At 65.8% G+C, this 12619-nt stretch carries 14 protein-coding genes and 1 pseudogene; 7 read left to right on the forward strand and 8 right to left on the reverse strand.

Going from position 1 to position 12619, the window contains the following annotated elements:
• Nucleotides 1-31 precede the first annotated feature (31 nt).
• A pseudogene (locus tag A5711_RS26455) lies at nucleotides 32-202 on the forward strand (TetR/AcrR family transcriptional regulator); the annotation flags it as partial.
• A gap of 191 nt (nucleotides 203-393) precedes the next feature.
• Here A5711_RS26455 and A5711_RS19080 read toward each other — a convergent pair.
• The gene (locus A5711_RS19080; RefSeq protein ID WP_082973842.1) at nucleotides 394-1350 is read right to left on the reverse strand and encodes a DMT family transporter; all 957 of its coding nucleotides are present in this window, start codon (nucleotides 1348-1350) and stop codon (nucleotides 394-396) included.
• Nucleotides 1351-1521: 171 nt separating this feature from the next.
• Between A5711_RS19080 and A5711_RS19085 the strand changes: the two genes are divergently transcribed.
• Nucleotides 1522-2373, forward strand: a complete 852-nt coding sequence (locus A5711_RS19085; protein ID WP_067949230.1) for a LysR family transcriptional regulator — start codon at nucleotides 1522-1524, stop codon at nucleotides 2371-2373.
• A gap of 207 nt (nucleotides 2374-2580) precedes the next feature.
• On the opposite strand, the gene A5711_RS19090 is transcribed toward A5711_RS19085, so the two are convergent.
• The gene (locus A5711_RS19090; protein WP_067949276.1) at nucleotides 2581-3498 is read right to left on the reverse strand and encodes an LLM class F420-dependent oxidoreductase; all 918 of its coding nucleotides are present in this window, start codon (nucleotides 3496-3498) and stop codon (nucleotides 2581-2583) included.
• 210 nt (nucleotides 3499-3708) lie between these two features.
• On the opposite strand from A5711_RS19090, the gene A5711_RS19095 reads away from it, so the two are divergent.
• Nucleotides 3709-4536, forward strand: a complete 828-nt coding sequence (locus A5711_RS19095; protein ID WP_067949232.1) for a mycofactocin-coupled SDR family oxidoreductase — start codon at nucleotides 3709-3711, stop codon at nucleotides 4534-4536.
• A gap of 18 nt (nucleotides 4537-4554) precedes the next feature.
• On the opposite strand, the gene A5711_RS26460 is transcribed toward A5711_RS19095, so the two are convergent.
• Both A5711_RS26460 and A5711_RS19100 read right to left on the reverse strand, forming a co-directional pair.
• Nucleotides 4555-4857 carry a hypothetical protein gene (locus A5711_RS26460; RefSeq protein ID WP_082953542.1) on the reverse strand — a complete coding sequence of 101 codons (303 nt, stop codon included), beginning with the start codon at nucleotides 4855-4857 and terminating at the stop codon, nucleotides 4555-4557.
• Between the two features lie 190 nt (nucleotides 4858-5047).
• Nucleotides 5048-6040 (reverse strand): glycoside hydrolase family 6 protein, encoded by a 993-nt coding sequence (locus tag A5711_RS19100; RefSeq protein ID WP_197520120.1) that lies wholly within the window; start codon nucleotides 6038-6040, stop codon nucleotides 5048-5050.
• A gap of 183 nt (nucleotides 6041-6223) precedes the next feature.
• On the opposite strand from A5711_RS19100, the gene A5711_RS26960 reads away from it, so the two are divergent.
• The 3 genes from A5711_RS26960 to A5711_RS19120 all read left to right on the forward strand — a co-directional run bounded on the left by A5711_RS26960 (nucleotide 6224) and on the right by A5711_RS19120 (nucleotide 8435).
• Entirely contained in the window at nucleotides 6224-7141 is a 918-nt protein-coding gene (locus A5711_RS26960; RefSeq protein ID WP_068119881.1) for a hypothetical protein, read from the forward strand.
• On the forward strand, nucleotides 7138-7848 hold the full coding sequence (locus A5711_RS19115; RefSeq protein ID WP_156744997.1) for a hypothetical protein: 711 nt from the start codon (nucleotides 7138-7140) through the stop codon (nucleotides 7846-7848). Before A5711_RS26960 ends, A5711_RS19115 begins: the two co-directional genes overlap by 4 nt.
• Nucleotides 7849-8048: 200 nt before the next feature.
• Nucleotides 8049-8435, forward strand: a complete 387-nt coding sequence (locus A5711_RS19120) for a hypothetical protein (protein ID WP_067949240.1) — start codon at nucleotides 8049-8051, stop codon at nucleotides 8433-8435.
• 31 nt (nucleotides 8436-8466) lie between these two features.
• Here the strand turns inward: A5711_RS19120 and A5711_RS19125 are convergent, their stop codons facing one another.
• On the reverse strand, nucleotides 8467-8793 hold the full coding sequence (locus A5711_RS19125; RefSeq protein WP_082975774.1) for a DUF1330 domain-containing protein: 327 nt from the start codon (nucleotides 8791-8793) through the stop codon (nucleotides 8467-8469).
• A 136-nt stretch (nucleotides 8794-8929) separates the two neighbouring features.
• On the opposite strand from A5711_RS19125, the gene A5711_RS19130 reads away from it, so the two are divergent.
• The gene (locus A5711_RS19130; protein WP_067949245.1) at nucleotides 8930-9961 is read left to right on the forward strand and encodes a fused (3R)-hydroxyacyl-ACP dehydratase subunits HadA/HadB; all 1032 of its coding nucleotides are present in this window, start codon (nucleotides 8930-8932) and stop codon (nucleotides 9959-9961) included.
• 162 nt (nucleotides 9962-10123) lie between these two features.
• Here the strand turns inward: A5711_RS19130 and A5711_RS19135 are convergent, their stop codons facing one another.
• The 3 genes from A5711_RS19135 to A5711_RS19145 form a co-directional block, all read right to left on the reverse strand.
• Nucleotides 10124-10687: a DUF4262 domain-containing protein gene (locus A5711_RS19135; protein ID WP_369829949.1), complete on the reverse strand. Its 564-nt coding sequence runs from the start codon at nucleotides 10685-10687 to the stop codon at nucleotides 10124-10126.
• Nucleotides 10688-10736: 49 nt separating this feature from the next.
• The gene (locus tag A5711_RS19140) at nucleotides 10737-11630 is read right to left on the reverse strand and encodes a helix-turn-helix domain-containing protein (RefSeq protein ID WP_067949249.1); all 894 of its coding nucleotides are present in this window, start codon (nucleotides 11628-11630) and stop codon (nucleotides 10737-10739) included.
• Nucleotides 11631-11733: 103 nt separating this feature from the next.
• Nucleotides 11734-12537, reverse strand: a complete 804-nt coding sequence (locus A5711_RS19145) for an SDR family oxidoreductase (RefSeq protein WP_067949251.1) — start codon at nucleotides 12535-12537, stop codon at nucleotides 11734-11736.
• Nucleotides 12538-12619: the final 82 nt, after the last annotated feature.

Consider the following 12619-nt stretch of genomic DNA (forward strand, 5'->3'; position numbering starts at 1 on the left):
GGCCCCGCACACTGCGGCTACGGTGATCTCTATGACGCCGGCCAGCCGTTCCTCCGCAAAGCCGGTAAAGCGCCGCCCCAAAGACCGCAAGGCGCAGATCGCCCGGGCCGCCTCAGACGCTTTCAGCGAGCTCGGCTACCACGCGGTCAGCATGGAAAACATCGCCGCTCGCGTCGGGGTCTCGGCGGCGGCGCTTTACCGGCTTTGCGGAGGAACGGCTGGCCGGCGTCATAGAGATCACCGTAGCCGCAGTGTGCGGGGCCGGGCGCATGGCTGTCCACTTCTCGGAGACGGCTGCCACATCGCCGAGAATCCGGATCGCCGCCGTCCGCCCGCCACCCTCGGTCGGCCGAATGGCTTGGCATCGCGGCAAATCCGAAGCCCGAGCGGGTACTACCTTCGCGACGTCGACGGCCCGCACGACGCATGAACCGGCTGGCCAACCGGAGACCCCTCCCAGGTCCGGATGGATTCAGCACTCTCCTTCGTCGCGCGACGAGGCCGGGACGCCCTGCTGTTGAGCCAGCAGGCGAAGCCGCCCAAGACCAGGCCGACCGCGACGCCGGCGTCCGGTCGTTGACCCAGGATGAGCCACGACAGCACCCCGGCGACCGCTGGAATTACGGCGAACAGCATTGCCACCGCCCCCGCGCCGTGGGTATTGATGGCGCGGACGTAGAGGCTCACCGCCAGCGTCGCATTCAGCAGCACCATGCCGGCGACCGCGATCACGGCCTGCCGCCCGTCGTGCACGGTGAACGGCGTCAGCATCGCCAGCGCCGCGGCGGGAAGCAGCCCGACCGCATTCTGCAGTGCGCTCATCGTCCGAAAGTCGACACCGGCACAGAACCGCTGCTGATAGACGCCGCCGGCCGAAAGCCCAAGCAACCCAACCCCAAGCAGCACGATGACCGGGTCGACCCCATGGGTGGCCGCAAGCCTTCGCGCGCATGCGGCCAACACCGCGACGACACCGAAGCCGAGCGCGGCCACCCGGTGCCATCCCAGCGGCTCGCGCAAGAACACGGCGGCCAGGATGGCCGTGGCGACGGGGTTCATCGCGATCACCACCGCACACAGCACCGCTGGCGATCCGAGCTGGACGGCCTCGTAGAGGCAGCAGAACTGCACGGCTTGGATGAGCAGGCCGACCACCGCGACGTGGCCGAGCTGCGCTCCTCGCGGCCAGGGCGCCTTGGCCAGCGCGGCCCAGATCGCCAGAATCATTGCGGCCAAACCGAATCGCAGCACCAGCGCGGCCATGGGCGCCATGGCGGTCACCGCCAGCACTCCGATGGGATAGCCGAGCGCGTAGAAGAACGTCACCGCCGACGCGGTGGTCAGCGGCATCCGGGGCAAGTCCATGCGACCCATGCTGGCCCAGACCGACCCCCGCAGTCCAACGATTATTGCTGATCACGATTGATCGCAATGCCTTATCGATAACGCGGTTCGTGTCTTGAATTTCGTTTGAACAACGTGCCGATTGATCGAATTTGCTAATCGGACTATGGTGCAGCTATGACCCAGGTGCTCGACATCGCGCCGCTGCGCAGCCTCGTCGCGGTCGCCGACTGCGGCGGGTTTCACCGCGCCGCCGCGGCGCTGCATCTGAGTCAGTCCGCGGTGAGCCAGCACCTGCGGAAAGTCGAGACCGTGGTCGGCCAGCCGCTGATCCAGCGCTCCGGGCGCGGCATCGTGTTCACCGAGATTGGCCTGAAGGCGCTGCGACACGCCCGCGCGATACTGGCCGCGCACGACACCGCGCTTGACGACCTGGGCGCCACCGAACCCAAGCTTTTGACGATCGGGGCCACCGAGCACGGCGCGGACGTGATGCTGTCCGGACTGACCGGCGTGCTGCGGGATCGGCTTCCCGACCGGCGGGTGCGCTTCCGGCTGGACCGCAACGTGTCCCTGGCCGACTCGATCGAACGCGGGCTGGTCGACTTGGCGATCATGCTCGACGGGGCGGGCTTGGACCGCGCCAACGCCTCCGGGATCGTTCGCCTGCAATGGATTTCGGCGCGGACGCTGGCCGTGCCCGCGCGCGAACCACTGCAACTGGTGATCTTCTCCGAGCCGTGCACCTTGCGTGAGCCGGCCTTCGCCATCCTCGAAAACCACGGCATCCCCTATGAAATTGCTGCCGAGTGCGGCGATCTGTCCGGACTGTACGCGGCGGTACGGTCGGGGCTCGGAGTGGCGTTGCTGCCGACGATCGGCAAGCTGCCCGACGGGCTGTGCCCGGCCGAGGGACTGCCGCCGGCCAATAACGCATCGGTTCTGGTTCGCGGCCGCGCAGGCATAGATCCCGAATTGTTGAGCACGGTCGACGATGCAGTGCGTGACGTGCTGGCCGCCGCGGACTGACCCTAGCTCCGGCGCAGCGCCACCCACTGCCGAATTCCCTGCTCTCGCAGACGATTCGACGTGATGGCTCCGAACGGCGCGGCCTCGCGCGCGAATCGTTCCGGTGCCTCGGGCAAGGCGTGGGCTCGAATCCTTGCGGCGACAGACGGCACGGTGACGCTTGTCATCCGGTAACCGTCGCACGGCCATGCCGGTGCGAGTGGCGGTTCACAGCGCGGCGGTGAGTCTCCATAACGCTGCCCGGTCCGCAGACGCTGAGCGGTCGATCGGGCTGATCACCACGTCGGTGGCGCCCGCATCGCGATAACGGCGTAGCTGCCGCACGACACGTTCCTCGGGTCCGATGGCGGCGAGCTCGGTGATGCTGGCGACTCCTTCCCTGGCGATTACGTTGCGATACGACGGGATGCTCTCGTACATGCTCAGCTGTTGCGCGGCGACGGCCTCGGCGGCCTCGACATCGTCGGACAACAGCACCGGAACGGCGGCGATGACGCGCGGCGCGGGGCGACCCGCATCGGCCGCCGCCTTCGTGATCTCCGGCACGATGAATTCGCCGATGGTCCGGGGCCCGGCCAGATACGGCAATGTTCCGTCTGCCAGTTCGCCGGTGACCCGCAACGCCTTTGGGCCCATCGCCGCCACATACACGGGGATGGGCGTCCCGCCCGGAACCTGTACCGGCCAGGTCGGGCTCGCGCTGAGTTCGCTGCCGTGGAAATCGACTGCGGCGTTGTTGAACACCGACCCGAGGATCGTCAGATGCTCCCGCAATCGGGTGATGGTGTTCGACCAGTCGGTGCCGAAGGCCTCGCGTTCGATCTGGCGGGCACCCAGCCCGAGCCCAAGGCTGAAGTTGCCGTGCGCAGCGGCCTGTGCGGTTTGCGCCAACGAAGCGACGATCAGCGGGTGGCGCGGATTGATCGGGACCACCGACGTTCCCACGCCCAGGCCGGGCACGGCAGCCCCGACGAGCGCCGCTAGCGCGATCGCGTCATAGTTCTGCTGCTGAGGCAGCCACACCTGGGTGACTCCGTGTCCGTAGGCTTCTCGGGCCTGGGCGATCACGTCGTCGACCAGGTTGGCAGCATCAGGGCGGGCCATGAGAATGATTCCGGTGGGCATAAGGTCAACCAACCAATCCGCCCGCGCGGGCATTCCTATCGCAATCACGGTGATCGAAAACGTGCCCGCTTGTGTCGGCCGCTCAGTGAAGCGTTGACCAGCTTGAACACGTGTCGCTAAGGTGCGCAAATGGCGCTGGAAGCTGTCGGTGACGAAGGCTGTTCGCGGCGGCCAGTTTAAGCCAGCGTCGTACTCAAAGGAGTTGTCGGCATGACCGATCCCGCCGCGCCGCTAGCCGGCAGAGTCGCCTACGTGACCGGGGCCGCCCGCGGCCAGGGCCGCTCCCACTGCGTCCGCCTCGCCCGGGCGGGCGCCGACATCGTCGCGATCGACGCGTGCGCGCCCGTCGCCGAACACAACGGCTATCCCCCCGCGCTCCCGGAAGACCTGGCCGAGACCGTCAGCCTGGTGGAAGGCGAGGGGCGCAAAATGCTCGCCGCGGAGGTGGACGTGCGTGACTTGGCCGGCCAGCAACGGGTCGTGGCGAATGCGATCGAGCAATTCGGCCGACTCGACATCGTCGTCGCCAACGCCGGCGTGCTGAATTGGGGCCGCCTGTGGGAGATTTCGGCCAAGCAATGGCAAGAAATCATCGACACAAACCTCACCGGGCTGTGGAACACCATGAAATCCGTTGTGCCGCCGATGATCGCGGCCGGTAACGGCGGATCGATCATCAACATCAGCTCCGCGGCGGGAATCAAAGCCGCCCCGGGCTGCGGACACTACTGTGCAAGCAAATTCGGAGTGGTCGGCCTCACCAACTCGCTGGCGATCGAACTCGGCGAATTCGGTATCCGCGTGAACTCGGTGCACCCGTACGGCACCGACACCCCGATGGGCAACGACCTGTCGATGTACCAGGTATTCCAGGACCATCCGCATTACATCCACAGCTTCTCGCCGGGCGCGCTGCCGACGGACTCACTGGCGGCACCCGGCCTGATCTCCGACATCGTGGTCTGGCTTGCCAGCGACGCCTCGTCGTTGGTCACCGCCGCCCAAATTCCCGCCGACAAGGGCTATTTGAAGATCTGACGTCCGGCAGGCGGAGGGTCAGGGCTGGGGTGGCGGTGGTGGCGGCGCTGGAGGCGGCGGTGCTGGCGGGTTGTCCCAACTGCCGGGCGTGCCCGCGGGCACTTGCACCCCAAGCCAGTTGCACGGCATCATCGATCGCCACGCGATGAAGGCGCACTGCTGCTCGGGCGTCAACGGACTAGGACCCGCACACGGCGGCGTTCCCGGCACACCGCAGACCGGATCAGCGGACGCGGTGGGTAACCCGAGGAAGTTGCTGGCGGCGATCAGCAACGCGACGGCTGCAATGAACCCACCGATGAGACGCTCAAGATGGCTCATGTCTAACTCGAATCTCCTGGCTGATTCACCGAGCGTAACGCCAGCGATTGACGCTCGCTGGCGGTTTGAACCTGCCGCCAAGAATGTTCACCGTCAGTGGTTAGGGGTTGAGAACCTCACTCTGCGAGCCGTTCGTACGGTAGCTGCACGGACGCGCGAGTGCCGCGCCTGCCCGTGTGCAGCCTCGCGACTACTGGCCACCCTTACGAGCCAGATCGATCGCGTACTGGCTCACGAAGGTGCCCGCTGCGGGATCACCTTTGCCGCATGACCCGTCGGACTCGCCGGGGCGTTTGATCCACAGGTAGGCGTCGGCGTGCGCCCCGGCCGTAGCCGCGGTCGGCGGGGTGCCCAGCGCGCGGCCGCTGGGATTGCACCAGTTGAGCTCGGAGTCGGGCGCAGGCCCGGCGCCATTACGTGACGTATCGATCACATAGTGCGATCCGTTTGTGAGCCCCGAAATCGCTTCGCCGTAGCCGATTTCGTCTTCGGTGGTGAAGAAGTTCGCCGTGTTGACGCTGAAACCTCGCGCGTGGCCGACGCCGGCCTGGTTGAGCCTCGCGGCCATGTCCTCGGCGCTGTGCCAGCGCAAGTGACCGGCATCGACGTAGACGGCCGCGTTGGGATCCCGCGTCAGTGTGTCGACCGCGTAGCGGATCATGTCGTAGCGTTCTTGGCGCTGATCGGCCGACAGGCAATCGGCCATAGCGAGCGCGTCGGGTTCGAGGACGACCGCGACCCGGGAGGCGCCCACGCCGGATGCGATGCCGTCGATCCACCCGCGGTAGTCGTCCGCCGACCCCATGCCGCCCGCGGCGAAGCTGCCGCAATCGCGGTGCGGGATTCCATAGATCGCCAGGACCGGGATGGCGCCGGCGGCATTCGCGTCGCCGACGTATTTCCCGACGGTGGACGCCGACGAGCCCGGGACGATCCAGTACGCCTGCGGCGTGTTGGCGATCGCGGTCAACTCGGCGCTCGGCGGGTCGGCGCTCTGCGCTGCGCGCATGGCCGCCGAGTTGGGATTGACGTAGAACGGCGCTCCGGCCAGCGGATCCCCGTCGCTGGCCAAGCGCACCGCGGGAGCTGGGGCAACGTGCAGGGGGCCCATGCCGGCAAGCGCCGCGATGGTCAGGACGGGAGTAATCCACCGCGCGAGGACACTGGCAGCTGACGAGATCACGATAGGAAAAGTAGTGCTTCGACGCATCGATCGCGAATCGATGTCCATAGCGCGGCGTTGTCGAGATGCGCCGAAAAGTGACAGCAAACCCCGACTACTTTGACCCGGCGGCCGAAGCGCCCGCGCCTTCGGCTACAACGTCACCGCGGGTCGGCAACAGAAAATGGGTAACCTCGCATCGAGATGAAGCGTGACAAGCCGATAAGTCGGGTGGCGCTGCCGGCGGCTGTCCGGTCGCTGGTCTTCGTGTTGGCCGCGGTCCTGTTCCTTTTCGGCCTTACGGGTGAGATGTCCATAGCGCCCGGTGCTGCCGCACCGGGACCTCCGCAGGGTTGTGAGTCCCAGCAGCGGGCCCTCGATTCGGTAAATGCCGAGATCGCCCGCCACAACGCCCAACCCCATGACTTCGTCGTGCCGAGGGAGCAGGCAGCGGCCGACGCTTACGATGCCGAAGCCGCCCAACTGAATGCCCGCGGCAGTCAGGCGCAAGCGAATCTCAGCAGTTGCGCGGCAGTCATAGCCAAATTGGCCGACCATGGAACGCTGCCGAGACCTTCCCAGGACCGGATCGACAAGATCAACGCCGCGAAGGCCGGGCTGCCGCCGGGTTATGCGCCGCCTGCCCCGCCGCCCAGGAATTCGCTGGGCGGGGTAGCGGTTGCTCCCCCGATGCAGCCAGTCTTCAAGCAGCTGCGTCAAAAGGGGCCTTGGCCTGATGATCTGGTACTGCAGGGGCAGAGCAAACCGAGCGTCGGCACTCCCGACCCGGCGCGCAACGGCGCGCCGATACCGGGCATGGCGACCGATCCCTCGCGACCCGCGGTCGTCGTGGACCATATTGTTCCGATCGCTCAGCTGATGTACGTGCCCGGCTTTCTCAACCTGCCCGCCGAGTACATGTACGTGGTGGCCAACTCGCCACGAAATTTGCAATGGCTGTCGGCCTATGCCAATGGCATGAAGAATTCGGACAGTGTCGCCAGGATCGGTGACGCCGACCCCAAGTGGGTCCAGGAGCAAATACAACTGGAGAATGACACCCGCGCGACGCTGCAAGACCTGATCAACCAATTGCTCACGACACTCCCGCCCAGCCGATGACAGTGGAAATCACGGAAATCGAGGCGATTCTCGGAAGGGTCACCCACTCCGAGCCGGTCATCCTCGCCGAAATCGGACGCACTGCCGATGTGCCGGAATCCTGGCGGCCGATCGCGCAGTCCGATGCGGCGGAAGCCCGGCGCGTGGCAGCGGTGTCGCTGTGGAACAACGACTTTCTGGACCTGGTTCCCACCTTTGCCCGCGCATTCCAGACCGAACTCGCGGACGTCCGACTCGGCCACGTCATGGGGGAAGCGGTCCTGGTCTACGCCATCGAGCATTACGACGCCGGCCGGCGGCATGTCGTCTGCTGGATCGGCTGGGACCCGGCGCTGTGCAACACCACCGAGTTGCGGTTCGCCGAAGCGATCCCCGACGCCGTGCGCCGCTTCTACCGCGAGACGCACGCAGGCTTCGTCGGCCCCGACTGGATGTCCAACGGCCCCATTCAACCTCGGCACCTGCAGACCTACGCCGAATACCTGGGGTGCCCAGAGGGGCTACCGGAATCCAACTGGCCGCGAGACGCGGTAGACCCCACGCGCCTGCTGCTCCTGGCCACCACCGCGGGCTCACACGTATGCCTCTCACCCGACCTTCCCCCCGGTCAGGCCGTCACCGTCTACGGCGGGGTGCCCGAGGACCCAGAGGATTTCGGCACACTGCTTGATGAGACCATGACCGCCCAATTCGATGAAATCGACTGAGCCCCAATATGACAACGCCCAATCACGGTAACCCGCCCGGCGGAGCGTCCTGGCCGCCACAGCCGCCCTATGGGCCGCCGCCCCTACCGCAACCGATATATGGGGCGCCCACACCGCAGCCCGGGCCGTGGGCACCGCCGGCCGGCGGCTGGTGGGGGCCACCCCCGCCTGCGCCGCCGCGCCGACGTAGAAACGGCTGGTTGTATGCCGCGCTCGCGGTCATCGTGATCGCCGTCGGCGGCGGCATCGCGACCATCGCGGCGTACCACCACTACCACAACAGCGACTCCACCAAGATCAAAGCGTTGATCAACGCCTTCTCCGAATCGGTCAGCAAGGGTAAACCGCAAGAAATCGCCGGGCTAATGTGCCGCGAGGAAGCTGAGCCGTATCTGGATTCCGTAGCAGACCCGGGAGGCGAGGTGGCCAACGCGGCCAAACCAAAATTCAAGATCGGGGGTGTCGTGGTGCGCGGCAACGCGGCGTCTGCAAACCTCCTGTTCCAGGACAACCAATCGCAGACTATGTACTTCCGCAAGGAAGAAGGACGGTGGACCGTCTGCGCACCGGCTAAAGATCAGCTGTAGCGCCGACCACCCGATGCGTTCCCGGCTTCGGCTAATGAGCCGCGTTCAGGATCGGCCTGAGGTCGTCGAGGCGGTCGAAAAGATGCCAAATGTATCCCGATGATCCGTTCTCACGATGCGGATGCAGATCGGCGATTTCCGGGTCGTTGCAGTAGTTGTCGAACGCCTCGCGTGATTCCCATTCCACGAGTACCAGGACTTGCCGCGGCTCGATGTCGCCGACAACCGCATGCTGGAAGCTCCCGAGCGCGACGACCCGACCGCCGTGCCTCGCCACCTCGGCGGGTGACCGGCGTGAGTATGCGCGGTACTCGTCGGCATCGGCGATATTAAAGAGGTTCAGGGCATAAACGGTCATGGTCGGAGACGCTACGGGCCGCATAATGGCCGGCAGCCGGCCGGTGCTCCACAGCGGCGTTACCGGCTGGATGTCGGCACGTTAGGGTGCCTTGGTCGGCCGCCGCGAACCGGGCGATAGAAAAGTTGAGCAATTCATGACCGCAGCAGCAGAAAAGTCAACGCTCGAATCACGCGTCGGCCACTACTACCGAGTCGACGACAGCTACCGGGTCTCCTCTGAGAAGGTGCGCGAGTATGCGCGCGCGGTGCAGGACTATCAACCCGCGCACTGGGATGTCGCGGCCGCCGCGAAACTCGGCTATTCGGGCCTGGTGGCGCCGCTGACGTTCACGTCGATCCCCGGCATGGTCGCCAACCGGCACCTGTTCGAATCGGTGGTCGTCGGTTACGACATGTACCTCCAGACCGAAGAAGTCTTCGAGCAGCACCGGCCGATCGTGGCCGGCGATGAACTGCACACTGACGTCGAGCTGTCATCGGTGCGCAGAATCGCCGGCAGGGATCTGATCACTGTGACCAACACGTTCACGGACTCGGCCGGCGAACGGGTGCACACCATGCACACGACCGTCGTCGGAGTCACCGCGGACGACGTCGATCCAGCGATGCTGACTGCCGCGGAGAACGTGGTGATGCACGACGTGAATCTCGCCGGGATCGATACCTCCGAAGCGGCATACCGCAAGACGGAACGTCCCGAGGCCGACGTGCGGATAGCGCAGGGCGGCACGCAACGCATCCCGGGCACCATCTCCTTCGATGACCTCAAGGTCGGCGATGAGCTGCCGGTGCACCACGCCCGGCTGTCCCGCGGCGACCTGGTGAACTATGCCGGCGTGGCCGGCGACGCCAACCCGCTGCACTGGGACGAGAACGTCGCCAAGCTGGCAGGCCAGCCCGATGTGATCGCCCACGGCATGCTCACCATGGGTTTGGGTGCCGCGTTCGCCTCCGCATGGTCGGGCGACCCCGGTGCGGTGACCCGCTATGCGGTGCGATTGTCGCAGCCCGCTGTCGTGTCGGCCGCCGGCGGTGCGGACATCGAATACAGCGGCCGGATCAAGTCGCTGGACCCGGAGACCCGCGCCGGTGTGATCATCGTCGGCGCTAAATCCGGTGGCCGCAAAATCTTCGGCTTGGCGACGTTGAACATCCGCTTCCGCTGACCGGCCCCGCGGGGACGGTATGCAATCGGCCCGCGTCAGCGGGCGCACGGGCCCGAAACACCTTGATTGCCTGTGTGATTGACCATCCCAAGCGGCTGCTGCGGTGGTGCAGCAAAACGCGCGGAATTTCTGCTTGCCGACTGCAGGTGCTGGCGGCCACGGTTAGGCGGCCGAGCTTGGCCAAGCTGCGCGAACGCCGAGGACCGGCTGCCGACGCCGGCCATGTCCCCACCGCGCATCCCAAGGCCAACGGCCCTTCTCGTCAGCCCAAACCAATTGCAGGGCACGAACCCGTGGGCCGAAGAATTCGACCGCGAACTTCAAGTGGACGTCGGGATGCTCGACCTCGACCACCTCGATAAGAAACCTGTCTTGGTAGTCGATGTGCATCGCCGGTGCCAGCACGGTGTGGTCGTCGACGATCATGTGAGCAATGGAATTCAGCACGCGACAAGCCGTGTCGGCGGGCAAACCTGTCATCAATAACTCTGGTAGCCCTCGATCGTGTAGCCCGACCGTGTAGGCGAACGGTCTATTTTCGCTCTCGACATACTGAACCGCCCAACCGTGTTCGCGCATGATTGCACGCAGTGCGTCCAGGTATTGCTCGGTTGTGCCGTCTGGATTGTCGCATTGCCAGCACATCGCCGTTCCCTTTCGTCGTGGTTGCGCACCAGCATGCACGCAGCCTCCGACAAGTTCCCGGACGCGCACCACCGAGACCACGCCCTAAGGTCACTAGGGCCTAGCAGACTTGCTCAACCACATTGTTCAACTATCCGTTGGGCATCAAAAGCTCAGTCGCGAGAGTCTTTTGACTCGCCGCCCACGATGCCAGGACGGCTAGACCGTCAGCGGTCGGCGTGCCCGCGGCTGCGGTGTAGACGTTGAGGTGCAGGTCGGGTTCGGCGGCCAGTTCCATGGACTCGTAGTCCAGGTCGAGCCGGCCGACGATCGGGTGGTGCACACGCTTGCGTCCGGACCGCAGTACCCGCACATCATGAGATGCCCACCGCCGCCGGAATAGCTCACTGCACGTTGAGAGTTCGCCGACTAGGGCGATCAGCTCGTCGTCGTGCGGATTGCGGCCGGCTTCCATGCGTAGCTTCGCCGCGACATCACAAACGATCTGGTCGTAGTCGACGAAGAGAGATCTTGCCGCCTCGGGATCTAGATACACGAACCGCGCCATGTTCGCGGGCCGTCGGGGACCGGCCAGCACCGGTGAATACAGCGCGCGGGCAAGTTGATTCATGGCGAGCACGTCGAAGCGGGCGTTGCGGATCCATGCTGGTGCATCGGTGATGGCGTCAAGCACCTGTTGTAGCGCCGGGCGCACCGTCACGTCCGCCTTGCGACGGCGCGTACCGCTGGGATTCCCGGATCGACGCGCCAGGTGAAACAGGTGCAGACGCTCCGCCACGTCGAGCTGCAAGGCAGAAGCCACCGCGTCGAGCACGCCGGGGGAGGCGCTCGTGAGGCCGCCGCGCTCCAATCGCACGTAGTAATCGACCGATATCCCTGCTAGCAGCGCTACCTCCTCGCGCCGCAGACCTTTAACCCGGCGGTTGCCGCCGTACGCGGGCAGGGACGTCTGTTCGGGTGCGATGCGGGCGCGACGCGAGCTGAGAAACTCCCGGATCTCGGTGCGCAAATCCGTCGTGGCCATTTCCTCACCGTAGGGCAGCCCCGCAACCGAAGGGAGGTCCTGCGGGTGCCCCGGTGACTGCGCTGCCCGTGGCTCCGGTGTCCACGGCAGCCCGCGTGCACGCTTACGTGCCGGACGCGGTCGTGGCTATGCCGCCGTCGACCGGGACGATCGCGCCCGTCAGATAGGCCCCAGCCCTGCTGGCGAGGAAGACGGCGACACCTGCCATGTCGTCGTCGCGGCCGAGCCGGCGCAGGGGGGCCGACGCCGCGATCGTATCGCCCATCGCATCGAGTGTGGTCGCCATCATCTGAGACGGAAATGCTCCTGGCGCTACCGCATTCACCGTCACGTGCTGGGGTCCGAGTTCCCTGGCGAGCACCCGGGTGAGCTGATGCAGTGCTGCTTTGCTGCTGGCGTACGAGTAGTTGGGCGACTGCGCGACGTGGATGGCAGCGATGCTGCCGATGTTGATGATCCGCGCGGGGTCGTCGGGGGTGCCCGCGCTGAGTAGCGCGGGTAGCAGAGCCTGCACCAGCCAGAACGGCGATTTCAGGTTGAGGTCGATGACGGTGTCCCAGGCCTCGTCGGGGAAAGTCGCCAGCGGCTCACGCCACATCGCCCCCGCGTTGTTGACGAGGATGTCTAGGCGGTCGGAGCCTATGGTGACGACGTCGGCGAGACGCTGACACTCGTCGTGTCTGGACAGGTCGGCGGGGATCGCCTGCACCTCGCCGAACTCGGACAGCAGCTGTTGTGCCTCCGCGCAAGCGTCTGCGTTGCGTGAGCTGATGATCACGCGGGCACCTGCTTGAAGAAGCCCGCGGGCTATCATCATTCCGATCCCCCTGGTGCCACCGGTGACGAGGGCGTTCTTCCCAGTCAGATCGAAAAGCCCGGTGTGCGTGGTGAATTGGTCATCGGACATGCGTCGCCTTCCATCATTCGTTGCGCGGCGCTTCGCTCAGCAGCGAACCGGTCACAACAAATTAGGCCGCCCTTCCAAGCAG

This window comes from Mycobacterium sp. E2238 (assembly GCF_001672665.1).
Classification (GTDB): domain Bacteria; phylum Actinomycetota; class Actinomycetes; order Mycobacteriales; family Mycobacteriaceae; genus Mycobacterium.